Genomic DNA, 22156 nt, shown 5'->3' with positions numbered 1-22156 from the left:
GGCGTCGTTTCTGTAGAGAATCACCGCCTTCTTGACGCCGAGTTTGTTGAGTAGGTCGGCTATGGCTACGGCTTGGGCGAAGTCTGTGGGGACTATTCTATATACCCAGTCGTTGGGTATGGCTAGCAGGGGGGAGGTGGAGGAGGGGCTGAAGATAATTATCTTGTTCTGGTCGGCGAAGGACTTAACTGCGCTGACCTCGCCGCTGGCCATGGGGCCTGCAATAAGCCGAGCCCCCTTGGCGTATAGCGTCTGCACCTTCTGCAAAGCCTGCTGCGGGTTTGTGCCGGTGTCCTCAACCAAAAGCTCAAACTTCACCCCGGGACACATCTTATTCGCATCTTCGACAGCCAGCTCGACAGCATTCCTCACACCAATACCATAAGACTGCAAACCTCCAGTCAAAGGCAGAGCGGCTCCGATGTAGACCGTTTTCTTCTGTTGCGTCGGGCTTGGCGTGGTGGTTGTCGGCGTCTGGGTCGGGGTTGTCTGTGTAGTGGTTGGCGTTGGCGTCGGGGTGGTTGGTTTACTGGTTGGAGTTTGTTGGCCTCCGCCTGTGGCTAAAAGGGCCGCGATTGCCAGTATTACCACTACTGCGACTATTATACCTATATACAGGTTTTTGGATGCCATGAGAGGCGGATGTAATGCATATAAATATTTTGGCTATGTATATATAAATACATATAGTATATAGTTCGGCCATGCAATAAAGCTTATTTATAATTCCTTTCCAAGGCTGTATGGAGTTATTTGTTAACATTGACTACCCGACACTTGCGAGGGCTGTGATATTTTCCAATATCTACGTGCTCCTGGCGCTTGGGCTGAATTTAACCTACATCACAACGAAAATCCCGTCTTTTGCACACGGCGACTTGGCCACAATAGGCGCCTACGTCAGCTACCTCTCTATTGTTTTTCTATTTACACAACTTGGAGTACCAGCTAATGTATACCTGACCATTCCAATTGTTGCTCTAGCTACTGGCGCCGTTGCGGTGCTGTCGTACGTAGCTGTGTTTAGACCTATGATTAGGAGGGGGGCCGGTATCACGCCTTTGATGATTGCGTCGTTTGGATTGCACTTTGTGTTATTTGCCTCGGTTGCCATAGTCGCCGATTATGTACAGAACACGTTTAAGGTGCTGAGTAGAAACGTCCTACTTGCGAGGTGGGAGTTTGTGTGGCCTGGCACAGATCTCCTAACCTCTGTAATGATCAACTCGACTATCATGGTGGTCGTGGTAACGGCGTTGCTCTACATACTGCTGTATAAGTCTCGCTATGGTATAGTCATGAGGGCTAGTATTGATAATCTCTACCTAGCTAGGGCTGTTGGGATAAATGTGGAGAGGGTATTCGCAGTGGCTTGGCTCCTAATCGGCGCGGTGACCGGCATCGCCGGTATCTACATGGCAATGTTCTTCCCAATGACCGAGGAGCTGGGGTGGCTTAGGCTCGCCGTTGTGTTCGTCGCCTCCGTGGTTGGGGGGTTGTCTAACATCTACGGGGCGGTACTAGGCGGCTATGTCGTCGGTCTAAGTCTCGTCCTCGGCGCGGCGTATATTCTGACTCCCCTGGGGGTGCCCACCGAGTTCCAGCTCGCCATACCGTTTGCCTTCGTGATAGTAATACTGCTATTCGCGCCTCAGGGCTTGGCTGGAATAGTTTCAAAAATCGTTGAGAGGGGAAGGAGATGATTCTCCAACTGGAGCTGGGATCTCTTGAAGTGCTTCTTAGAGAGACTGCAGTATTCATCGCGATTTACGGTATATATGTATTGAGCCTAAATCTAGAGGTTGGATACCTCGGCCTTCCCCAGTTCGGCAAGGTGATGTTCATGGCGCTGGGGGCGCTTGCTGTTGGGGGAATTGCGACAAAAATTGCGCTGTTAATCTACGGGGGGACTATATCCGCCCAGCTTAACATATCTCCCTTATCAGATCTAGACACGTACTGCTCTGCTTATCAGTACCAAACCATAGATATAATCAACAATATATTTACTTCTGCGCCGCTACACGGCGTGGGGTTTTTCCTGTTGTCGTTAATTCTAGCCGCGTTGCTAGGAGGGGTATTCGGGATTTTAATGGCGGGACCTGCCTTGAGGCTACGCGAGGATTATCTAGGCATTTTGCTTCTAGTAAGCGCGGAGATGGTTAGGGTGGTTGCCACATATACCCCGCAGGTGGCTTGCGGAGTCTTCGGAGCCGTGGTGCCCGATCCCTTTGCCTGGGTGGGCACCAACCGCCGGCCGTGGGTGTATCTAGCCGTTACGATTCTATTTCTACTAATTGCGATGTTTATACTTGAGAGGTTGGCCAACTCGCCGTTTGGCCGCGCTCTGAGGGCAATCCGCGACGCCGAGACCGCGGCTAGGGTGTTCGGAAAGGACGTGGTGAGGTACAGGATAAGAGTTTTGAGCACCGCCTCTGCGCTGGCCGGAATCGCCGGGGCGCTTTTCGCCTTTTACAACGACTTCATTAACATGAACATGTTTGTGCCGTACTATACGTTTATTGCCTGGACTATGCTTATCATAGGGGGGATGGGTAATAACTACGGCGCACTTTCGGGCGTCGTCGTTTACTATATCATTGATAGAGTTCTTAGTATCTACAAAGAGGGTATTAGGCAGATTGTCAATGTCGATCCAGTATTCTTCCAGTACATAATACTAGGCATTATAATAATACTTGTGCTTATGTTTAGGCCTCAGGGCCTCGTTGGTGAGAAGCCGGCAAAGACATTAAAAAGGCGTGTTTTAGAGAAGTTGCGCGGGGAGGCGTAAATATTTATATAGCCGGTTCTTTGTGGCACCCATGGCAGTGACGATAGACCCAAAGACGTTCTATGCAAATCCGCCGCCTGGGAAGCCTTTCTATGTGAGATTCGAGGTGCCTGGCGACGTGGCTGAAAAAGCCCTCGAGATACTATCCATAGCGAAGCAGACTGGGAAGATTAAGAAGGGCACTAACGAGGCTACGAAGGCCGTCGAGAGGGGGTTGGCGAAGCTGGTGCTGATAGCTGAGGATGTGGATCCCCCGGAGGTGGTGGCTCACTTACCGCTGTTGTGTGAGGAGAAGAAGGTGCCTTACGTATATGTGCCTTCTAAAGAGAAGTTGGGGAAGGCCGCTGGCATCAACGTGTCCGCGGCTGCGGCAGTGGTGATAGAGCCCGGTCAAGCCGCGGGAGATTTAGAGGCCTTAGTATCGAAAATTAACGAGATTAGAGCCAAACACGGTCTAAACGCGATACCTGTACCCGCTGGCGGTAGGAGGTAAATAGGCGTTTTTAGGACTGTCTCTTCTGCTGTTTTCTTACCCAGGCTAGCTTTCTGGGGTTTCTCTTAAACCTCGTTGCGCTTACGAAGCACTTTCTGCTACAGTATCTCACCACTGTGCCGTCTGTCCTAACGTACATTATGCCGTAGCCGGGCGGTATGTCGGCCCCACAGAAGGCGCATTTGTGGATTTTCATCTTGCCGTTATTCTACGGGCTTCTCTTTCAGTCTCCCTAAGCATTACAATATCGCCGAGCCTCACGGGCCCCTTTACGTTTCTGGTTAACACCCTTCCCTTGTCGCGCCCTTCGAGGATTTTTATCTTGACTTGCGTAACCTCTCCTGCCACCCCCGTCCTCCCGAGTATCTGCACCACCAGCCCAGCGACCGCGTCTTCATACGGCGAGAACTTTACCTCCTCCGTCATGGCTTTGTGGTGTAGGTGCCTTATTTAAAGTTTTCTAAGTATTTATAGCTTGGAATTAATTAGCCCGTGGATCCTCTTAAGCCACCTAAAGAGGAGTTCACGAGGGTGCTCAGCGAATTAGCGCGTGAACTCGGCCTTGGGGATGTGCCGGAGGTGGAGAGGACTAGGCGTTTCGGCTTCTTCTCGGCTAGGTTTCACAAATATAGAGTAGACCCACGCCGCCTTGCAGAGGCCGTCGAGGTCTTCAAGAGCCGTCGCTTTGAGTACCTTACGGGGCTCTCCGTAGAGGGGCTCTACGTCAACGTCGATGTAGATGTGAGTAAAGTCGGCGAGCTTGTTTTCGACGCCGTGGCGAAGATGGGGAGGAAGTACGGCTTTTCTGAGGAGTGCTCCGGGGGCTCCTTCCTTGTGGAGCACACATCTGCAAACCCCATACATCCACTGCACATTGGACATGGAAGAAATGCCATACTCGGAGACTCTCTTGCACGTCTATTGAAGTTCTGCGGCAACAAGGTGGAGACTCATTTCTATGTAGATGACTGCGGCGTGCAGGTCATGTACGCCGCAATAGGCTACGAGACCGTCAGAGAGGAGGTTGGGAAGTTGGCGGAGAGGGCGAAGCCCGACTTAATAATTGGGCAGATATACTCAGCCACAAACGCCGTCGCCGAGGTGGGGAGGCTTAGGAGAGAACTGGAAAAAGCCAGCGATGACGAGAAGAAGAGGGAGATCTTGGCGCAGATAGATGAGTGGATGGCTGTGCTGAAGCGGTTGCTTGACGGCGAGAGGGAGATTATTTCAAAAATAGTGGAGCGGCTGGGACAGAGGGATGTGGCCGGGGAGGCCGTGGAGCTGAATAGACGTTACGAGCTGGGCGAGCCCGACGCGAGGAGGATCGTGAGGGAGGTGGTTGACTTGGTCCTCAAGGGACAGAGGGAGACCCTAGCCCGGCTGGGCATCGAGATTGACAAGTGGGATTACGAGAGCGAGATAGCCGTGTGGTCCGGCGAGGCGGCTAGGGTGGTTTCGGAGCTCCAGAGGAGGTGGCCTCAGTACGTGGAGAATAAGGGAGGCGCCGTGGTCTTCCGCGCCGATAAGTTCGTCGAAGACTTCCAACTGTGGGACTTGCTGGATCTGCCTAAATTTATCCCGCCTGTTACATTGACTAGATCTGACGGGACCACGTTGTACGTGACGAGAGACGTGGCCTACGCCTTGTGGCAGACTAGACAGGGCTTTGACAAAGTTATAAGAGTGGTGTCTACAGAGCAGACGCATGAACAGGCGCATGTGCGCATCATCCTCTACGCCCTCGGCCACGAAGACGCCGCCAGGAGGGTGATCCACTACGCGTATGAGATGGTGAATTTACCAGGTGCGAAAATGTCGGCACGTAGGGGGCAGTACATATCCCTCGACGAGATTCTTGACGAAGCTGCGGAGCGGTCGGCGAGTCTCGTAAAGGAGAGGAATCCAGAGGTCAGCGGAATAATCGCCGAGAGAGTGGGCGTCGGCTCTGTGAGATACGCATTCCTCTCCACCGGGCCGCGTAAGCCTATTGAGTTTAGGTGGGACGCGGTGCTGAACCTCAGGCAGAACTCCGGAACCTTCCTCCAGTATACATACGTCAGGGCCTACTCCATACTTGAAAAAGCCCAGGTGATCGGCAGAACCCCCGTGCCTGGGGGTATATTACCCGAAGAGCGCGACTTAATTCTAAAAGTCGCCGAGTGGCCCAGCGTAGTTAGAGAGTCAGCCCGGTCGCTGAGGCCGGACTACGTAGCGGAGTTTCTCGACGGCCTAGCCCTCGTGTTTAACAGCTACTACGAGAAAGCTCCCGTGCTCAAGGCGGAGGAGCCTGTGAGGAGTTTTAGACTAGCTTTGGTAAACGCCGTGAAGACTGTGCTGGAGGCCGGCTTCTACATCTTAGGCATCCCAATACTCACAAAGATGTGAACAGCGTAATAGGGAGGGCTGGGGAGTGCATAGCTGAGGAATACCTCAAGACAAGGGGGTTCCTCGTCTGGAGGCCGGGGGATTTCATACGCCTTTTGGAGGTGGTTCTGGCGTACAGCGTAGTCTCCGGCGAGTGCAGAGAAGAGCCTAAAGAGCCGATTACGTTGGCTATACCCACGCCTGTTGGCTACGTGTCTGTCACCTACTGGAGGGGTAGGTGTCTTTCAGAAGGCGCTAGGACAGCCACGCCGCTGGAGGCCAGCCTCTACGCGCCCTGTCTAAAGAAATGTGTCGAGGAGGCAATTGACAGGCCTCTTCTCCATGTCTTGTCCAGCGCCGCCGCTGAGTTGTTGCAGTACAGAGCCGCCCTGAGAACCGTAGATCTCTTCGCATTTAGAGACGGCGCTCTGTACGCGGTGGAGGTGAAGACGAACTCCGGCAAACTCACAGAGAGCCAGTTGGAAAAAGCCTCTGTTTTGAGGAGGTGGCTTAAGCCGCTGGTCGTCCGCGTATATCTCCAAAATCCTCTTGTTGAGATAAGGCCCCAATAACCTGCGCCGTCTTTTCTAGACAGACGACGACGTCCCGCGCCAAGAACTCCCGGGTGGCGCTTGACAGCGCGCTGTATATCTCGTCGCGGGATAGAGCGTAGGCCAAGGCTAGAAACTTCGCAAGCACGTACTCCCCGCTCCTCTCCACAATCTCCTCCATCTTTCTCCACCCCTCAGCCCAGCTGTCGACGCCTAGGAGCTCTAGGCAGAGCTGCGCCAGGGCTTTGTAGTCCTCTTGCTCTAGTGCCCTCCTGATTTTATGTCTCGGTAACTCCTTCATCTATGAGTATGTTCTCCTCCTTAAAGCCCATTTCTATTAAAAGCTTCTTAATCTTCTGCCGGTGATCTCCCTGTATTTCAATCCAGCTATCTCTAATAGTGCCCCCAGCGGCGAGTCTTTTCTTAAGCTCCCTAGCCATATCCTTTATGCCTAGTTGCTTCGCGTCTTCTGAATTCCCGAAGTCTACAATTGTTACGTAGTGCCCCCTTCTATTTTCAAGCCTAATCCTCACCAGAGCCTTCTCCTTGGTTATTGTCTGCATCAGCGCATCCTCATCAGAGCCACCTAACAGTTGGTCGATAATGTCTTCCGCATCTTGACCTGGGAGTTTTATCTCCATTCCGCCCCTACTCTTCTCACTGGTATTTAAACGTTTTCCTTGACTAAGGGGCTTAGCTCCACATGTACCCTCCTCACCACGGCCACGGGAGCGTTTATAAAGACCGCCAGGTACCGGGCTCTGAAGGGCTTGTCCACACACTCTACTACATTTTCCCGATCTGTCAACTGAAGCTCCACCGGTTTAATCAGCACGTAGGGAGCCAGCTGTGTGTCTATCGGCTTGGCATAGCTCTTGTATATACACGAAAACATCCGGCGGCGTCTAGCCACCACGAAGCCAGCGCCGAAGTCGCCGCCTGCCTCCACAAGAGCCACGTAGGCCTCCCAGGGAGGCGTCAGGCCCTCTATCTTAACCCCCTCTATAACATACCTAGAGCCGGGGGCGACCGCCAAGTCAATCTCACGTTTTACGACCCAGGGGGCGTTTATGGCTTGTATCTCGTATTTATCGTCTGGAGTTTTCCTGGCCCCGTATGTTTTGACGAGCTCGGCCGGCGTTGGGGCGAAGACTTCCACAACTGTTAAAATTCTCGGCTTATTTACCTTTATGGTTAAGCTAACCACCCCGCCGAAGAGCCCCAAGGAACTTGGATTTGACGAATTTCCCGCTATTGGCATAATCGGCGGGAGCGGCTTGTACGACCCTGGCATTTTTGAAAACGCTGTGGAGGTGCAGATACACACCCCCTACGGCCTCCCCTCAGACAACGTCGTTGTGGGCCGCGTATCGGGGCGTGTTGTGGCGTTTCTCCCGAGACACGGCAGGGGGCATAAATACCCGCCTCATAAAATACCGTACAGGGCGAACATATATGCGCTACACGCCCTAGGCGTTAAGTCGATCATCGCCGTCAGCGCAGTAGGCTCGCTGAGGCCGGACTACGCCCCCGGCGACTTCGTAGTGCCGGACCAGTTCGTGGACATGACTAAGGGGAGGGAGTACACCTTCTACGACGGGCCTAGGACTTGCCACGTGCAGATAGGGCTGGAGCCCTTTACGCAAGAAATTAGACAGGTACTGATAGAGACGGCGGGTAAGTACAACAAGACGCATGACGGGGGGTGCTATGTCTGTATAGAGGGGCCTAGGTTCAGCACAAAAGCCGAGTCGAGGATTTGGAGAGAGGTGTTTGGCTGCGACATCATTGGCATGACGCTGGTGCCCGAGATAAACCTAGCCCGCGAGCTTGGCATGTGCTATGGCTTAATCGCCCTAGTCACCGACTACGACATATGGGTGCCGCACCAGCCTGTAACAGCCGAGGCTGTTGAGAAGATGATGATAGAGAAGCTCGGCATCATTAAGAAAGTGGTGGCAGAGGCTGTCCCAAAGCTACCCGCCGAGATACCTAAATGCGGCGAGGTGCTGAAATACGCCTGTGTCTAAAATTTATATATCTCAGCCTTAGAGTGCCCTATGTCGACTAAATACGTCGAGGCGGGCGAGCTCAAAGAGGGGTCCTACGTCGTCATCGACGGCGAGCCCTGCCGCGTCGTGGAGATCGAGAAGTCGAAGACCGGGAAACACGGCAGCGCCAAGGCGCGTATAGTTGCGGTGGGGGTGTTCGACGGAGGGAAGAGGACCTTGAGCCTTCCAGTTGATGCACAGGTGGAAGTCCCCATCATCGAAAAATTCACCGCACAAGTCTTATCGATGTCCGGCGACGTAATTCAGCTGATGGATATGCGCGACTACAAGACTATTGAAGTACCTATGAAGTACGTCGAGGAGGAGGCCAAGGGGAGGCTTGCCCCCGGCGCGGAGGTAGAGGTCTGGCAGATACTAGACCGCTACAAGATAACTAGAGTTAAGTAGTTTTTACTGCTCGGCGTGTTGCGGTGGGGGCAAGGCAAAAAGGTAGTAGCTATCCTCACCGGCTATCTCTCTCAGTATCCTCTCGGTGATGAGCTCCACTATGTCAATCCCGGCTCTCTGCTTCACGTCTTCGTAAGACGTGAATGGGCGCTTCTTCCGCTCCTCTAGTATCTCCTGGACCTTCTTCTTTCCTATGCCTTTCAACAGCTCTAGGCTATGAAGTTTGAGTGTTATTGGACCCGCCTCGTTTAGCCACTTCACAAATCTGCCTTCCTGTTGCTCCACTATTTTCCTCACTACGGCGTTGAGGTTCTCCCGGCCCTGCGGCTGGAGGTCGTCGTACTTAATCCTCCTAACAATTTTATCTACTTTGTCTCTCTGGCCCTGCCCCACGTATACCCTCTCGCCTATCTCAACCACGGCTCCCTTCTTAAGCGTCACTTCTAACAACGTGAAGTGATCCTCGCCGACGAGGTGGGCGTATGATACGTCGTGTGGAAACTCTCTCCTAATTTTAGGAGGTAGTTTATACACCGCCACCTCCGGCGGCAGTATGTCAACTACATATGCGTACTCTTCTCTCCGGCCTCTCATTGCCCAGTTAGTAACTTGAAGATTTCTCTCAACTCGCTGTCTGAGTACTCCCTCCTTTCGAGATGCGACAACACGGTTCTCAGCTCCTCTACGCTGTCTATCGAGAGGTTTACCAACTGTATCGCGGTGATTCTGGCAAATCCAAACTTCTCTACTAACTGCTTCACCAAGCTTTCGGCGTTCTCCCGCGTCCTCTTTGTCACTTTTTCTAGGTAGTCAAGCGTCTTTCTCTGCTCCTCCGACAGCTGAGTTGTGGCGGCTACCTCCCTCAGTATGGCGAGGGCACTGGCATGCGGTACCTCTTCAGACTTGCGGATTTTTTTAACGCTCACTGCCTAGTGTGTACACCACTTTATAACTTATACGCCCCTTACCACGGTGTTAAAGTTTAATAACCGGTGGCTATCCCGGGGGCATGGTTAAGAGGACACACGGCTACCGCTACAAATCTAGGAAACTACTTAGAAAAAAGCCTAGAGAGAGGGGGGCCCCCGGCCTTTCGAGGCTGTTATACGAGTACAAGCCAGGGGACCAAGTTGTTATAGATATAGATCCCACCTACATATCCAACGCCCCACACAGACGCTACCAGGGCAAGGTCGGCGTAGTTGTCGGCGTCCGGGGCAGGGCGTATGTAGTAGAAACCTACCTAGGTGACAAGAAGAAGGTTATTATAACGACGCCGGAGCACCTAAGGCCGTATCAGGGGGGTAGCTGAGCGTCCTCCCCACCTGTGTAGTGTATCTGTAACTGGTAGTAGAGCTTGTCTAGGCCATCCCCCGTCTTAGCCGAGACGAATATCGGCTCCACGAAGCCGCCCATGTTGGCGACAGATCTCAGAATCTCCTTCTCGTAGCTAGGCAGGTCTATAGACTCTAGCAGAGTCTCGGGATCCTCAGACCAGTTGGTGATGTTGACAACCGCCTCTTCCGTGAGGAGATCTGCCTTATTCACCACTAGAATCTGCGGCTTCTTGAACCTTATCCGGCTTGAGAGCGCCAGCAACATGGTGGTGGCGAAGCCGTCGATAGTCTGTATATACACGGCGTCTGCCACGTACACCACTAGAGAATGCGTATCTGAAAGCTTCTGTACCAAGTAGGCGCCGCTTTGTCTAAAGGCGAAGAGCTCCATTTGGCCGGGAGTATCTATTAAGTATATCGGAGCCCCAACTACTTCCATCTCCTCTTTTATCCTCTCCGCCTCAGTTACCACCATGTCAACCGCCGCTATTATAGAGGCGTTGGGCCCCAGCTTGTACTGCTTCATTACCTTCCTCGCGCTTACCCTATCTCTAATATCTATGTCGGGGACGTAGGGCAGGTACTCCGCCGCCGGGTCTAGGTTCACAACCCCCACGTCGAATCCCTGTTCCTCCATCCATGTAGATAGGGACGCGACTAGGGTGGACTTCCCCGACCCCGCCGTCCCGATAAAAAATACCGTGTACATCACCTATGTGCCTCTCTAATCACGGCGGCGACCTTGGCGGCTAAAACACGTATCTTCTCGCTACTCTCAACCACCACGTAGCCCTGTAGCCTCTCCTCATACCACAGGGGGGGATATCTCTTTCCTGGATAAACCTGGAATTTGTAGCCAAGCTTCTCAAGGGCCTGGGCCACCTCTTGCAACGTTGGCCTATTCACAGCTAGGCTTTTAGGTAGTAGCCTCCCCTTGGAGCGGGGGGTGGCCGAGTCTAGGTATGCAAGCCAGAGGATTCTTCCGCCTTTTTTCTTCATTCTACAAGTACTGCGTTTACGGCGCCGTCTTGGCCGGGGCGGGAGGTGACCACTGCCCTGCCCACCTCCGTCTGGATAACCGCGCCCTTGACTATGTAGTTACGTCGTGCAAAATCTGGATTCGCCGGAGTTGAGACGATGGACACAATTTTAGCTTTTACACTCCGCCTCTCCTTAGGCAGATAGACGTTGGCGTACCTCGCCTCTCTCAGCCTCACCTTGAGATTGCCGCCTCTCACCCTCTCCACCACTCTTACGTCGGCCTCGCCGAGTTTTGGAATCTGAGGCGGGCCGCCGCCTAGGGCCTTTTTCTTAGTTTTTCTAACTTTTCTTTTTTTGCCGCCAGAGGGCTTTTTCAGATCTCCTCCTTTGTAATAGGCGCCTAGTTTCACGGCTTTTGTTAACGTTGGGGTATTTAAATTCTAGCCCACATGTGCCGTTGGGTAATATTCCAGTATTGGAGGGGGGAACCTTATTAAATAGGGGTCAACAATTGCTTTAATGAGGCGTATTGGTCATGCTCTTCACTACTCCCGTCTGGGGAACCTCGTGGTGAAACTCTCGGAGGTTCCCCCCCTCTACGTAAATATATACACATACACGATGAAAAAAGTTGGCGTCTTGTACGACGTTATTGGAAATGTGAAAAACCCCTATGGTTTAGTGAAGCCTGCGGCACGCGACGACTCGGTAGTAGGTCAAGCTCTCTACGTGAGGCCGCAAGATATTGAGAAGAGGCGGAGGAAATGACGCGGAGGTTAATATTCGAAGTGGAGGAGTATAGTTGCCCAGTATGTGGCTCTGTTAACGAGGTAGTTGTAGACTACGAGCGGGGTCAGGTTATCTGTAAGAACTGCGGCACAGTGCTGAGAGACGGCATAGCTGATCTAGGACCCGAGTGGAGGAAGCCAGAGTCGTCAAGAGCGTATTCAGGCCCCATGGGCTCCTCTATCGGCGATATTGAGTACGGCAATGTTAAAGTTATTGACAAAATCAAGGCTATTAGCTTGAAGAAGTTTTCACGCCCCATCTCGACGCCTCTAGAAAGAGTTGAGGCGGATATAAGGGAATTCCTGGAATCAGCCAGAGAAAAGCTGGGGATTCCTAGGAATATAATAGAGGATTCTGTAATGCTGTACAAAAAGCTCTACGAGGCCGGGTATAGAGCCCCCAGGCTGGAGAGCTATGCAGCTACTCTGTACTTTTCTTTAAAGAGACACGGCGTCGCCGCAATTACCTTAAAGAAAGTCATAGAGGGGCTCGGCGTTGACCGCTCTAGCTTCGTATCGGCATATATGGAATTGATGAACATAGCGAGTAAACTCGGCATCAAGCCCCCGCGGGTAGATCCCAAGATCTACATTCCCAAGATCGTCTCGACGCTGGGGATCGGCGACGAGAAGTCCGCGGAGGTGCAACGCATAGCTGTGGATATTCTCCGCTACATAATATCCATCCCCCGCGTTAGAAACGGCAGGAAGCCCCAGGTCCTAGCCGCAGCGGCTGTCTACTATGCTTGTTACATAGCTGGCGTCGAGGTTACGCAGAAGGAGGTTGCAAAGGCCGCGGACTCCACCGAGGGGCCTGTGAGGGAGTTGTTAAAAGACCTCTCCGATGTTTTATACGTCGAGGTGTCTGTGTAGTAATTTATAAACTGGCCCCGGTGTCACTACGTGGCTACGCAGGAATATAACGAGGAATCTGACGTACTCACAGAGGTGGAGATCCAGATCTTGCAGGGCCTGGAGAGGCTTGGGGGTAGTTACCAACAGCGAAATCTCTGGAAGTACATCGGCATAGACAGCAAGACAGGTCTTCCAATCCTCGCCAGGCTTGAGAAGAGGGGCTTAATAGTAAGGGAGAGAGTTGGGGGGAACAAGAGGGGTATGTACGTAATTAGGCTGACGGACAGGGCGTACAAGCTCCTTAGCAAAATTCACGAAGAGACTGTCGAGCATCTTGTCATAAGTGTAGAGACCCTCCCAGAGGAGTATAGGCTACTCCTCTCCATCCCGTGTACTTACTGCCCCTATTCCGATAGATGCGGCGTCAGCTTCATAGCGCCTCAAAACTGCGAGTTGCTGGCGAGGTGGTTTTACCGACTTAAGCCATGAGCCTCGTCAGATCCTTCGTGGCTGTGGACATCGAGGCGCAGGACGTAGTTAGGAGAATTGAAGAGATGCAGATGGAGGTTTTGAAGCTCGGACTAGACATAAAGCTCGTAGAGAGAGAAAATTTACATCTGACTCTCCGCTTCCTCGGCGAGATTCCGCAGAGCAACGTAGACGCCGCGATCCGCGCCTTGGCGCAGTTGAGGTTTAGCAAATTCCAGATTAAGTTGGCCGACGTGGGCGTCTTTCCAGATCTTTCAAGACCGCGGGTGCTGTGGATCGGCGTCTCGCAAGGGGTTGAGAAGCTTACAGAGCTCGCGGATGTGGTGCGAAGGGCTGTTGATAGATACGCCGAACACCGCGAGGATAGGGAGTTCACCCCCCATTTGACAATAGGGCGTGTGAAGAGCGGGCGCAATATCGACAAGCTGAGGGAGTTGCTGGGGCGCTACCGGGGAGTTGAGTTTGGAGTAGTCACTGTAGACAAGGTCAAGCTGAAGAAGTCCACGCTTACGCCGAGAGGTCCTATTTATAGTGACTTATTTGTGTTAACACTTACGTGAGTAGCTTAGAGGAGGTCCTCCTAGAGGCTTATAAACTGGTGACGCCAGCACCTGCGGAGGAGGCAAAGATTAGAGAAGTTTCTCAACATGTTAAGTCTCTGGTGTCCCGGCTCGTGGAGGAGGGGGGCATAGACGCCGAGGTAGATGTCTACGGGTCAAGCGCCCGCGGGACGTGGCTACCTGGCCAACGCGATATAGACATCTTTGTGGTTCTCAGAGATAGGTCGGTTAAGCCGGAGGCCGTGGTTCAAATCCTTACTAAACGCTTCACGGAGCTGGGGCTTAGGTGGACGCTACGCTATGCGCAACATCCATACGTCTCGCTCCAAGTGGAGAGCTACGAGGTTGACGTGGTTCCGTGTTATAAAATACAGCCAGGAGAGAGGCCCATAACCGCCGCCGACAGATCCCCACTACACCACAGATTTCTAGTGGAGAAACTAGACAAGCCACGTGTCTTAGATGTGAGGTTGCTGAAGCTTTTTCTAAAAACGATTGGGATATACGGGGCCGAGATAAGGTCAGAGGGGTTCTCGGGATATTTAACAGAACTACTCATAGCGTACTACGGCTCCTTTGTAGAGACCCTAGAAGCGGCGTCTCGCTGGAGGCCGTACCGCACATACATAGCGTTTACCGACACTAATACAAAATTCAAGGCCCCTCTCGTCGTGGTAGATCCCGTAGATCCGAATAGAAATGCCGCGGCGGCTGTGTCACTGACCTCAATGTCTACATTTATTCTGGCGGCTAGGCGGTTTCTCAAAAAGCCTTCACTCAGCTATTTCCGAGCTACACGTGGGGAATTAGTGAGTCAGTTAGAGACTGTTGAGGTGGTGTTTCCATACCCCGACGAGCCTCCTGACATCGTATGGGGCAGGTACAAGAGGCTGGGGCGGGGCCTCTATAAGTGGCTTAGGGAATGCGGGTTTAGAATACTCCGCTGGGGTGTTGAAAGCGACGAGGTTACGTACGTCTCGTTGGTGTACATAGTCGAGAATGTGAGGCTTACCCCTTATGTACTGCACAGGGGGCCACCTGTATACGACGAGGCTGTAGACGCGTTTATTGAAAAATATGTTGGCGAGGAGGTGGTGGGGCCCTTTGTGCAGGGATCCAGAGTTTATGTAATTAAGAAAAGGCGCTATGTAGATATCTCGGAATGTATTTCCAAGAAGCTGGGCGTAGGTGGGTACGACATTAGGATAAACACATATAGCGGCGATTTAGTGAGAAAAAACCCGTGGATTACTTAAGCGATGACCTTATAAATCACACCAGCACTACAAGTACATGGACGTATTCACTGTGAAGATGTATGAAGATGCTAGCCAATTCCTCTCAGAGCTGGACAAGCAGATAAAAGATCTTGAAAGCTTAGTTAAGGCTGTAGGAGACGAACTGGAGAGGCTAAGGCCGTCTCTTGAGCGTTATAGGAGACTCCAAGACTTGTTAAAGAAGTTCAGCAGTGAAGGCTCTGAGAGAAGTGCTCCTATTGAGATAACCGGATTGCAGTTGTATATCGACCCCAATCCTATGGTTAGGCACGAGATACTTGAGGAGTCGTATAGACACATGGTGGATCTTCTCAGCGTCTTGAAGAAAGTAAAGGAAGTGGCGCAGTCGGTGATACAGGAAGGTGGGCTAGAAACTCTTAGAGTTTCTGTGCAGTTCAAAAACGGGGTTCCTGTGAAGCTTATTGTGACAGGCTAATCGCCTTTGCCTTCTCGCCGCTGATTATAATAGGGGCGTTTCTCTGGACGCCAAAGACTCTGGCCAAGACGTCGCATTTAGCTCTGAACAGCAAAAGCGCAGGTGTCTGCCCCAACTCTAGATATGCTTCGAAATTGGCAATTCCCTTGGCAAGTATAAAGCCGTCTCTTATCCATCTCACAGGCGATATGTTTTCAGGCGTCGTGACCACTCTGTATGTCGAGAGATCTCTCTCCAATACATCTATTTCATATGGCTGGGAGCGGACTACGAATGTTGGCGTAATTCCATTTCTCTCGAGCGCCTCGGCCACCACCAGATCTATCTGCGCCTCGCCGGAGTTGTCCAATACATAGTAGACGCTGTTAGGTAACGCCACGTACTCCTCGATTGCCGGCAGATCCCATACAGCCTCCTCTAATTTCTTCGGCCTATATCCCAAGACGCTTGTGTCGACTATGTTGGCCGCCGCCGCTATTCTCAAAGCCGTTGTTAAATCCCACGAGGCTTGCTCCAGCCTTAGCCTGACAGCCTCTGCCACTTTCTTGCCTATTGCGGCTAGCCTCGCCTTGTACTCCCTGTAGGGATCCTCATCGCCCACAAGCTTTGCCACGACTTGGAAGCTTTTGGAAAAAGCTTCGCTTCTGCTACTCAGCCGTAGTAACTGCGAAAGTTCGTTAAGTATCTCCGGCAGTTTGTCGGGTCTCCGTAGCCTAATTAAGTCCCCCGTCCTAGACGTGATTATGCAAAGCTTGCAGTTAGCCTCGTCTAGCCACATTATTGACTACCTCGGCTACTCTCTTAAGATCGTCAAGACTCACGTCTCCCATTACGCCTATGCGTATTGACCGCTCCCGATACTTGTACATGCCGCCAGCGACAACGTAGCCAGCGTCCCGCAACTTGGCCATTACCTCCTTTGGATTTTCACACATAAATGTCGTGACTGTGGAGCTCCTCACATCCGCCGGAGGCACTGGTTGTAGCTTTACAGAGGCGTAGAGGTAGTCAACCCTCTCCCTGTGCATGTACGTGTACCTCTCGCCGAGTTCTAGAATATAGCTAAGCGAGGTATCTAGCGCGAATAGGATTGGGATAGGCGGCGTGTACGGCGTCTCTAGGTGCTCAAGCGTTTTGATAAATTTCTTTAAGTCCATTGTCGGCGGTACTCCCGTGGTGTATCTCGGCGGGGTGGCTGTGTATACTATTGCGGCGCCGGGCGGCGCTAGGAGGGCTTTGTGAGACGCCGTGGCCACCACGTCTACCCCAGGCGGGAGAGGCTCCGCGGGGAAGCCCGAGACGCTGTCCACTAACAACAAGGCGCCGTGCGCCTTAACTATGTCGATTAGCTCTTTGAGCTTTTTGTATGCTATCCCTGTACTAGTCTCGTTGTGTATGAGGAGTACCGCCTTCACGTCTCTATTTCGGCGCAAAAGGTCGTCTACCTCATCAGGCGCGGGCGGCAAATCGCGCTCCACCTCTACCACCTCCGCACCTCTGATCTTGGCGCTCTCAACAGCCCTCTTGCCGAACTCGCCATACACCAGCGCTAAAACCCTCTCGCCTGGATTTACATAGTTGTAGATCATTGTGTCAACCGCCAGCGTTCCCGTGCCAGGCAACACCAGAGGTCTTGCCTGGTACAACGCCTCCAGCTTCTCCAGTACCGACTTGAAAAGTTTCTTGAACTCTTCACCTCTGTGAAACGGCGGCTGCTTCGCCATGGCCTCCACAACAAATTTAGGTAACTGGATAGGGCCGGGGGTTAGGTACTTCATAGCTCAATCCTCGACACAACCTCTTCTATATTATTGGCAAGCTCCTCGGCGAGTCTCCTCATTGCCTCGTACGTCTCAGACCCTACGTGAGGCGTGACCACGACCTTTTCGTGGCTGATCAGCTGTTTTAGGTACTGGCTCCTGGGGGGCTCCTCTGGCAAGACGTCTAGACCCACCCCCCAGAGCCTGTCTAGGTGTTTGAGAAGGGCTTCGTGGTCTATCACCTCGCCTCTACTTGTGTTGATTAATATGGCGCCGTCTTTTAACAGTGATAGCCTCTCGGCGTTGAGTAGCCGGTAGGTCTCGGGAGTTAGAGGGACGTGGATCGTCACGACGTCGCTTGATTTAAGCAACTCCTCGAGAGGCACCTGCCTACCGCCGAGCTTCTCCACGTCTCTCGAAACGTCTATCACGTCGCTGGCCAGTATTCTCATGCCGAGGCCTCTGGCCAGCTGCGCCACGGCTTTGCCTATTCTGCCGAATCCAACCACGCCGATTGTCCTCCCAGCCACCTCAACCCCGACGTATCTCCCCTTGGGCCACTCGCCAGCCTTTACTTTGGAACTTAGGAGGGGTATACGCCGGGCGACTGAAAGGATCAGGCCTATGGTGAGCTCTGCGACGCTCTGAGAGGGGGCATTAGGCGCGCTGACTACAGAAATCCCCTTCTTCACAGCGTACTCCACGTCGACGTTGTCGAGTCCTACGCCGTATCTCGCGAGCACCTTTAATTTGCCACCAGCATCGATTACCTCTCTATCTATCTTGACTCGGCCTCTGAAGATAAGTATGTTATAGCTACCTATTTGCTTGATTATCTCCTCTCTCGAAATCCCGGGCCTGTAGTCAACTCTAATGCCTGCCCTCTCTAGTCTCTCCACTAGCGCCGCGTCTACCGCATCTATTATAAGGGCAGACATTAGGGCGGTCATTTAACTGATTTAAAAATATTTGGCAGAATATTTTTCACATATGTGATGACTAAACGGTCTGGCGATACGTGACCGGGAGACCGATCGCTGAATTAGAAGCAAAGTTTATATCTAGCTAGATATACTTACCCAATGTCTAGCCTTTCAGACTCTGTATACAATGTGCTAAAGGCATTAGTAGAGTTGTACAACAAGGAGGGGGGGCCTGTTAAGTCTAGAGATATTGCGAATTCTTTGAAGATACACGAGGGGTATGTACGTAATATGTTATCTATTCTAAAATCTATGGGGCTAGTTATTAGCAAAGCAGGTCCGCATGGGGGTTATATACCCACGTCAAAAGCCGCTGATGCGTTGTCGCGTCAGGCATTCTCAGTGCCGATTGTTTCAGTTGGCAATGTAATAGGCTACGCCCTTGACATAACTGTGATAGGTCTACTCTCTGAGAAGCCCCACGCGTCGATGAGGGTCGTGGGCGATCTCAGCAACTATCTGGAGAAAGAGGTGCGGGTAGGCCCCCTCCCAAGCGGCGTCGTTCTTATAGGCAAGATCATCAAGGCTGATATCGAGGCATTGGTTGAAATCACCTCTATAGTGTCGGTGCCTAGGACGACGGTTAGGAACATAATGACGCCTAACCCCGTAGTGGCGAAGGCCGACGACCAAGTGGAGACGTATATAAAGTACTTCGCCGAGAGGAGGTTTAGAGGGATACCTGTGATCGACGACAATAGGAGGCCTATTGGCCTCTTGATGGCTTCTAGGGTCATGGAGTTGCTATCCCGTTGCGAGTTGAAGGCGAGGGTTGGAGATGTGATGATGCACGACCCCTCCACAATTCAGGAGGATGAGGACGTGCATGAGGCTATTAGGCTGATGGTCTCCAGCGGAATCGGCAGATTGCTGGTTGTGGATTCGGAGGATCGGTTGGTAGGGATAATCACCAGGACAGACATCTTGACTAGAATCGCCACCTTTGAACAACTCGTTTGACGCATTCAAAATTGTATTTCACTATTTTTCTAGTTGATAGAAAGCCCGCCACTAATTTACTCGCCTCACATGCCGCCTCTACCACGCCGAGGTTTTTAACATAGTGGTAATACGTCAACGCCGCAAGGAATACGTCGCCGCTTCCAGTGACGTCGCTTATTTCCAACCTCGCGCTGTTGATGTAGTACAGCACGCCTCTCTCCACTATGTACGCCCCCTCCTCTCCCAATGTGTACACCACGACGGGCCACCTCTCCCTCATTTTGACAAGCTCTTTGGTAGTTATCTGCATATCGTCGTGAGAGAAGTGGACTAGATCTGCCTTTGGCGGAGGCGTACCTGAGCGTATATACCCCTGGAGATCCACGACAACTCTCTCCCCCCTGATTTCTGCGCCGGTTAGCTCGTCGTAAACTGGGGATAGAATTACCACGTCGCCGGAGACTCTGGCTATGCCTCTAGAGGGCTTCGCCACTAATCTCACTTTCCTCGGCTTTGTCCTATAATCAAGTTCAAACGTGGTGGTGACATCTGCCGCTTCTAGTTGCGGCTCTACGCCGAGACTTTTTAAGAGTTGCTCTATTTCTCCCAACAAGTCGCTGGAGGCTACGCCGACCGCCCTGGCCCTCGCCCCCAGCGCGCCGAATACCAGCGAGGCGTAGTATATGGGGCCTCCGAGGCGTCTGGCCACTCCCCTATCTGTGATGATGATGTCCACTGTGGGGTTGCCCGCCACCGTGATTTCCATGGGCGTATCGAAGCGGTAAATATATATAGTATTATTTAGAGAGTTGCATGCCTCCTCTTCTAGAGATGCGTAATGTTAAGATGTACTACGGCACGTCCAGAGGCACGGTCAAGGCGGTGGACGGCATTTCCCTTAGGTTAGAGCGAGGCGAGGCCGTGGCGCTGGTGGGGGAGAGCGGGAGCGGAAAGAGTTCTCTCGCCTTTACAATTATTAGACTTCTACCACGGAACGTTGCTGAGGTAGGCGGCGAGATATTGTTTTACGACGATGAGCTGGGAGTGGTGGATTTGATGAAAATGCCGGAGGACGAAATAAGGAGGAAGATCCGTTGGAAGAAAATCTCTATGGTCTTCCAAGCATCTATGAACGCCCTAAATCCTATCTTGAGGGTTCAGGACCAGATGATAGAGCCGCTTGTCCTACACCTAGGGCTTTCTAAACAGGAGGCGGTTAAGATCGCCGAGGAGGCTTTGAGATCTGTGGGGCTGGCGAGAGACGTGTTAATGAGATACCCCTTTGAGCTCTCCGGAGGCATGAAGCAGAGAGTAGTTATTGCCATGGCGATAATGATGAGGCCCAGGCTGGTGATACTAGACGAACCCACCTCGGCGCTCGACGTCATCACACAAGCAAATATTATGAATTTGCTAAAAGAACTAAAGACAAAATTTGACTTGTCATACATCCTCATCACCCATGACATAGCCCTGGCTTCGGAAATCGCCGACAAAATAGGCGTTATGTACGCAGGCAAGCTTGTAGAAGTGGCGCCGGCCGACGTGTTCTTCCGCAAGCCCAAACACCCCTACTCGCAGAAGCTCCTTGCTGCCATGCCTACCCTACGCGAGGAGAAGACAATAGAGCACATTCCTGGAGACGTGCCCAGCCTCATCAATCCCCCCAGCGGTTGCCGCTTCCACCCAAGATGCCCCTATGCAATAAAAGGAAAATGCGAAAAAGAGGAGCCGGCGACAAAGGAAGTGGAGGGAAGCCTAGTTGCTTGTTGGCTGTATTAACATGCCTCTGCTAGAGGTTAAGGACCTCAAAACCTGGTTCCCGGTGAAGAAGGGGCTTTTCAGCCCAGTTAAATACGTCAAGGCCGTAGACGGGGTAAGCTTCGCCTTAGAAAAGGGGGAGGTACTCGCCGTAATTGGCGAATCGGGGTCTGGGAAGACTACGCTTGGGAGGACTATTCTAAGGCTTATAGAGCCCACTGGCGGAAAGATAATTTTCGAAGGGAAAGACATCACCCACCTCCCGGAGAGCCGGCTTAGGTGGTACAGGTTTTCAACAGCCATGATATTTCAAGACCCCTTCAGCTCCCTGAACCCATACCACACGATTGAGTACATCCTCGAGGAGCCCTTGATATTAAGAGGCGTACCCCCCAGCAAGAGGTACGAGGCTGTGGTGAAGGCTTTAGAGGAGGTGAGGTTAACCCCTCCCGACGACTTCCTTAAGAAATATCCCCACATGCTGAGCGGCGGCCAGAGACAACGCGTGGGCATCGCCCGGGCTTTAATAACGAGGCCTAAATTCGTCGTGGCCGACGAGCCTGTTTCCATGCTCGACGTCTCTATCAGAGCGGAGATCCTGTCGCTAATGAGATCCCTCCAGTCTAAATACGGCATAACGATGATCTACATCACACACGACATAGCCACTGCGAAGTACCTAGCAGATAAGATCTTGGTAATGTATGCAGGCAAAATGGTGGAGTACGGGCCTTTTAGAGATGTAATAAAGGAGCCGCTCCACCCATACACACAAGCTTTAATAGAGGCGTTGCCCGACCCAGACCCCACGAACAGGTTTAAGATTAGGAAAGTCCCGCCCGGCGAGCCGCCTAGCCTCATCAACCCCCCCGGCGGCTGCCGCTTCCACCCAAGATGCCCCCTTGTGATTAAGGGGAAGTGCGAGAGGGAGGAGCCTAGGCTCGTTGAGAAGAAGCCAGGACACTTAGTCTCCTGCTGGTTGTATTGATGTGCCTGTTTCGCCACTAGGGCATGTTACGACGGTGGCTAATGTCCTAAGAAGCCGAGGCAGGTCGCGTAGACAGGCACGCCGCTGTTCACACCTCACGTAGCTACGTGTCACACACTTGGGCGCGCCGCCCTCGCCCGGCGTCTTTCAGCCGCCTCCCGGCGCTACGCATCTTTATGTACTGGGAGTTTGACCCTCCTCTTCTTTCTTTTCTTAACTCCCAGCTTTCCTTCGCCTTCTACCACGGCTTTGTACATCAAGACTGCGGCTTTTAGAGCTGGCTTGTTGGCACCAGCCAGCCGCTGGCCAGCTTCACCACACCCACCACAAGGCCCCTT

The 22156-nt window shown here is 52.4% G+C and carries 32 protein-coding genes; 17 read left to right on the top strand and 15 right to left on the bottom strand.

The window, feature by feature from the left end; all coding sequences use genetic code 11:
* A partial coding sequence (locus ACP5J3_RS02195) for an ABC transporter substrate-binding protein (protein ID WP_428494161.1) occupies positions 1–633 on the bottom strand: 633 nt, incomplete at its 3' end.
* A 110-nt stretch (positions 634–743) separates the two neighbouring features.
* Between ACP5J3_RS02195 and ACP5J3_RS02190 the strand changes: the two genes are divergently transcribed.
* From ACP5J3_RS02190 to rpl7ae, 3 genes are read left to right on the top strand one after another with little or no spacing between them, the layout of a single operon-like run.
* Entirely contained in the window at positions 744–1703 is a 960-nt protein-coding gene (locus ACP5J3_RS02190) for a branched-chain amino acid ABC transporter permease (RefSeq protein WP_428494160.1), read from the top strand.
* Positions 1700–2794, top strand: a complete 1095-nt coding sequence (locus ACP5J3_RS02185) for a branched-chain amino acid ABC transporter permease (RefSeq protein ID WP_428494159.1) — start codon at positions 1700–1702, stop codon at positions 2792–2794. Before ACP5J3_RS02190 ends, ACP5J3_RS02185 begins: the two co-directional genes overlap by 4 nt.
* A gap of 31 nt (positions 2795–2825) precedes the next feature.
* A complete protein-coding gene (gene rpl7ae, locus ACP5J3_RS02180; RefSeq protein WP_014288529.1) occupies positions 2826–3287 on the top strand; it encodes a 50S ribosomal protein L7Ae in 462 nt (153 codons plus the stop codon).
* A 10-nt stretch (positions 3288–3297) separates the two neighbouring features.
* Here rpl7ae and ACP5J3_RS02175 read toward each other — a convergent pair whose 3' ends face one another.
* Both ACP5J3_RS02175 and ACP5J3_RS02170 read right to left on the bottom strand, forming a co-directional pair.
* Positions 3298–3483: a 50S ribosomal protein L24e gene (locus ACP5J3_RS02175; RefSeq protein WP_014288530.1), complete on the bottom strand. Its 186-nt coding sequence runs from the start codon at positions 3481–3483 to the stop codon at positions 3298–3300.
* A complete protein-coding gene (locus ACP5J3_RS02170) occupies positions 3480–3713 on the bottom strand; it encodes a 30S ribosomal protein S28e (RefSeq protein ID WP_263243999.1) in 234 nt (77 codons plus the stop codon). Before ACP5J3_RS02170 ends, ACP5J3_RS02175 begins: the two co-directional genes overlap by 4 nt.
* 66 nt (positions 3714–3779) lie before the next feature.
* Between ACP5J3_RS02170 and ACP5J3_RS02165 the strand changes: the two genes are divergently transcribed.
* Both ACP5J3_RS02165 and ACP5J3_RS02160 read left to right on the top strand, forming a co-directional pair.
* Complete coding sequence (locus ACP5J3_RS02165; protein ID WP_428494158.1) at positions 3780–5672, top strand: arginine--tRNA ligase; 1893 nt, start codon at positions 3780–3782, stop codon at positions 5670–5672.
* The gene (locus ACP5J3_RS02160) at positions 5669–6223 is read left to right on the top strand and encodes a hypothetical protein (protein ID WP_428494157.1); all 555 of its coding nucleotides are present in this window, start codon (positions 5669–5671) and stop codon (positions 6221–6223) included. Before ACP5J3_RS02165 ends, ACP5J3_RS02160 begins: the two co-directional genes overlap by 4 nt.
* On the opposite strand, the gene ACP5J3_RS02155 is transcribed toward ACP5J3_RS02160, so the two are convergent.
* Genes ACP5J3_RS02155 through ACP5J3_RS02145 form a run of 3 tightly spaced genes read right to left on the bottom strand, consistent with a single transcriptional unit; the run spans position 6162 to position 7361 of the window.
* A complete protein-coding gene (locus ACP5J3_RS02155; protein WP_428494156.1) occupies positions 6162–6503 on the bottom strand; it encodes a hypothetical protein in 342 nt (113 codons plus the stop codon). The genes ACP5J3_RS02160 and ACP5J3_RS02155 overlap by 62 nt on opposite strands.
* Complete coding sequence (locus tag ACP5J3_RS02150) at positions 6481–6843, bottom strand: translation initiation factor (RefSeq protein ID WP_148682781.1); 363 nt, start codon at positions 6841–6843, stop codon at positions 6481–6483. Before ACP5J3_RS02150 ends, ACP5J3_RS02155 begins: the two co-directional genes overlap by 23 nt.
* Positions 6844–6869: 26 nt before the next feature.
* Positions 6870–7361, bottom strand: coding sequence for a hypothetical protein (locus ACP5J3_RS02145; protein WP_428494155.1), 492 nt, complete (start codon positions 7359–7361; stop codon positions 6870–6872).
* 31 nt (positions 7362–7392) lie between these two features.
* Between ACP5J3_RS02145 and ACP5J3_RS02140 the strand changes: the two genes are divergently transcribed.
* Together ACP5J3_RS02140 and ACP5J3_RS02135 are read left to right on the top strand one after the other, a co-directional pair.
* Positions 7393–8232, top strand: a complete 840-nt coding sequence (locus ACP5J3_RS02140; protein ID WP_428494154.1) for an S-methyl-5'-thioadenosine phosphorylase — start codon at positions 7393–7395, stop codon at positions 8230–8232.
* 30 nt (positions 8233–8262) lie between these two features.
* Positions 8263–8661 (top strand): translation initiation factor IF-5A, encoded by a 399-nt coding sequence (locus ACP5J3_RS02135; RefSeq protein WP_428494153.1) that lies wholly within the window; start codon positions 8263–8265, stop codon positions 8659–8661.
* A 3-nt stretch (positions 8662–8664) separates the two neighbouring features.
* Here ACP5J3_RS02135 and ACP5J3_RS02130 read toward each other — a convergent pair whose 3' ends face one another.
* Entirely contained in the window at positions 8665–9255 is a 591-nt protein-coding gene (locus ACP5J3_RS02130) for a DUF655 domain-containing protein (RefSeq protein WP_428494152.1), read from the bottom strand.
* Positions 9252–9587: an RNA polymerase Rpb4 family protein gene (locus ACP5J3_RS02125; protein WP_428494151.1), complete on the bottom strand. Its 336-nt coding sequence runs from the start codon at positions 9585–9587 to the stop codon at positions 9252–9254. The genes ACP5J3_RS02130 and ACP5J3_RS02125 overlap by 4 nt, the downstream gene beginning before the upstream one ends.
* Before the next feature lie 83 nt (positions 9588–9670).
* On the opposite strand from ACP5J3_RS02125, the gene ACP5J3_RS02120 reads away from it, so the two are divergent.
* Positions 9671–9973 carry a 50S ribosomal protein L21e gene (locus ACP5J3_RS02120; protein ID WP_014288540.1) on the top strand — a complete coding sequence of 101 codons (303 nt, stop codon included), beginning with the start codon at positions 9671–9673 and terminating at the stop codon, positions 9971–9973.
* On the opposite strand, the gene ACP5J3_RS02115 is transcribed toward ACP5J3_RS02120, so the two are convergent.
* The 3 genes from ACP5J3_RS02115 to ACP5J3_RS02105 are packed head-to-tail and all read right to left on the bottom strand — an operon-like array spanning position 9958 to position 11389.
* A complete protein-coding gene (locus tag ACP5J3_RS02115) occupies positions 9958–10707 on the bottom strand; it encodes an ATP/GTP-binding protein (RefSeq protein WP_428494150.1) in 750 nt (249 codons plus the stop codon). The two genes, ACP5J3_RS02120 and ACP5J3_RS02115, sit on opposite strands and share 16 nt — an antisense overlap.
* The gene (locus ACP5J3_RS02110; RefSeq protein ID WP_428494149.1) at positions 10707–10997 is read right to left on the bottom strand and encodes a signal recognition particle subunit SRP19/SEC65 family protein; all 291 of its coding nucleotides are present in this window, start codon (positions 10995–10997) and stop codon (positions 10707–10709) included. Before ACP5J3_RS02110 ends, ACP5J3_RS02115 begins: the two co-directional genes overlap by 1 nt.
* Complete coding sequence (locus ACP5J3_RS02105) at positions 10994–11389, bottom strand: 30S ribosomal protein S8e (protein ID WP_428494148.1); 396 nt, start codon at positions 11387–11389, stop codon at positions 10994–10996. The genes ACP5J3_RS02110 and ACP5J3_RS02105 overlap by 4 nt, the downstream gene beginning before the upstream one ends.
* A 109-nt stretch (positions 11390–11498) precedes the next feature.
* Between ACP5J3_RS02105 and ACP5J3_RS02100 the strand changes: the two genes are divergently transcribed.
* Genes ACP5J3_RS02100 through ACP5J3_RS02075 form a run of 6 tightly spaced genes read left to right on the top strand, consistent with a single transcriptional unit; the run spans position 11499 to position 15384 of the window.
* A complete protein-coding gene (locus tag ACP5J3_RS02100) occupies positions 11499–11747 on the top strand; it encodes a Gar1/Naf1 family protein (protein ID WP_428494147.1) in 249 nt (82 codons plus the stop codon).
* Complete coding sequence (locus tag ACP5J3_RS02095; protein WP_428494146.1) at positions 11744–12640, top strand: TFIIB-type zinc ribbon-containing protein; 897 nt, start codon at positions 11744–11746, stop codon at positions 12638–12640. Before ACP5J3_RS02100 ends, ACP5J3_RS02095 begins: the two co-directional genes overlap by 4 nt.
* Before the next feature lie 30 nt (positions 12641–12670).
* The gene (locus ACP5J3_RS02090) at positions 12671–13111 is read left to right on the top strand and encodes a helix-turn-helix transcriptional regulator (protein WP_428494145.1); all 441 of its coding nucleotides are present in this window, start codon (positions 12671–12673) and stop codon (positions 13109–13111) included.
* Complete coding sequence (gene thpR, locus ACP5J3_RS02085) at positions 13108–13671, top strand: RNA 2',3'-cyclic phosphodiesterase (protein ID WP_428494144.1); 564 nt, start codon at positions 13108–13110, stop codon at positions 13669–13671. Before ACP5J3_RS02090 ends, thpR begins: the two co-directional genes overlap by 4 nt.
* Complete coding sequence (cca, locus tag ACP5J3_RS02080) at positions 13668–14927, top strand: CCA tRNA nucleotidyltransferase (RefSeq protein ID WP_428494143.1); 1260 nt, start codon at positions 13668–13670, stop codon at positions 14925–14927. The genes thpR and cca overlap by 4 nt, the downstream gene beginning before the upstream one ends.
* Before the next feature lie 37 nt (positions 14928–14964).
* The gene (locus ACP5J3_RS02075) at positions 14965–15384 is read left to right on the top strand and encodes a hypothetical protein (RefSeq protein ID WP_428494142.1); all 420 of its coding nucleotides are present in this window, start codon (positions 14965–14967) and stop codon (positions 15382–15384) included.
* Here the strand turns inward: ACP5J3_RS02075 and ACP5J3_RS02070 are convergent.
* The 3 genes from ACP5J3_RS02070 to ACP5J3_RS02060 are packed head-to-tail and all read right to left on the bottom strand — an operon-like array spanning position 15368 to position 18082.
* Complete coding sequence (locus ACP5J3_RS02070) at positions 15368–16162, bottom strand: ARMT1-like domain-containing protein (protein ID WP_428494141.1); 795 nt, start codon at positions 16160–16162, stop codon at positions 15368–15370. The genes ACP5J3_RS02075 and ACP5J3_RS02070 overlap by 17 nt on opposite strands.
* Positions 16143–17162 (bottom strand): pyridoxal-phosphate-dependent aminotransferase family protein, encoded by a 1020-nt coding sequence (locus ACP5J3_RS02065; RefSeq protein ID WP_428494140.1) that lies wholly within the window; start codon positions 17160–17162, stop codon positions 16143–16145. Before ACP5J3_RS02065 ends, ACP5J3_RS02070 begins: the two co-directional genes overlap by 20 nt.
* Complete coding sequence (locus ACP5J3_RS02060) at positions 17159–18082, bottom strand: D-2-hydroxyacid dehydrogenase (RefSeq protein ID WP_428494139.1); 924 nt, start codon at positions 18080–18082, stop codon at positions 17159–17161. The genes ACP5J3_RS02065 and ACP5J3_RS02060 overlap by 4 nt, the downstream gene beginning before the upstream one ends.
* Positions 18083–18226: 144 nt before the next feature.
* Between ACP5J3_RS02060 and ACP5J3_RS02055 the strand changes: the two genes are divergently transcribed.
* On the top strand, positions 18227–19087 hold the full coding sequence (locus tag ACP5J3_RS02055; RefSeq protein WP_428494138.1) for a CBS domain-containing protein: 861 nt from the start codon (positions 18227–18229) through the stop codon (positions 19085–19087).
* Here ACP5J3_RS02055 and ACP5J3_RS02050 read toward each other — a convergent pair.
* Positions 19056–19835: a PfkB family carbohydrate kinase gene (locus ACP5J3_RS02050; RefSeq protein ID WP_428494137.1), complete on the bottom strand. Its 780-nt coding sequence runs from the start codon at positions 19833–19835 to the stop codon at positions 19056–19058. The genes ACP5J3_RS02055 and ACP5J3_RS02050 overlap by 32 nt on opposite strands.
* Before the next feature lie 47 nt (positions 19836–19882).
* Here ACP5J3_RS02050 and ACP5J3_RS02045 point away from each other — a divergent pair, with 47 nt between their 5' ends.
* Both ACP5J3_RS02045 and ACP5J3_RS02040 read left to right on the top strand, forming a co-directional pair.
* A complete protein-coding gene (locus ACP5J3_RS02045) occupies positions 19883–20851 on the top strand; it encodes an ABC transporter ATP-binding protein (protein ID WP_428494136.1) in 969 nt (322 codons plus the stop codon).
* A 1-nt stretch (position 20852) separates the two neighbouring features.
* Positions 20853–21818: an ABC transporter ATP-binding protein gene (locus ACP5J3_RS02040; protein ID WP_428494135.1), complete on the top strand. Its 966-nt coding sequence runs from the start codon at positions 20853–20855 to the stop codon at positions 21816–21818.
* Positions 21819–22156 lie beyond the last annotated feature (338 nt).

Source organism: Pyrobaculum sp. (genome assembly GCF_049971835.1).
Classification (GTDB): Archaea; Thermoproteota; Thermoprotei; order Thermoproteales; family Thermoproteaceae; genus Pyrobaculum.
This window is presented reverse-complemented; position numbering and strand designations above follow the sequence as displayed.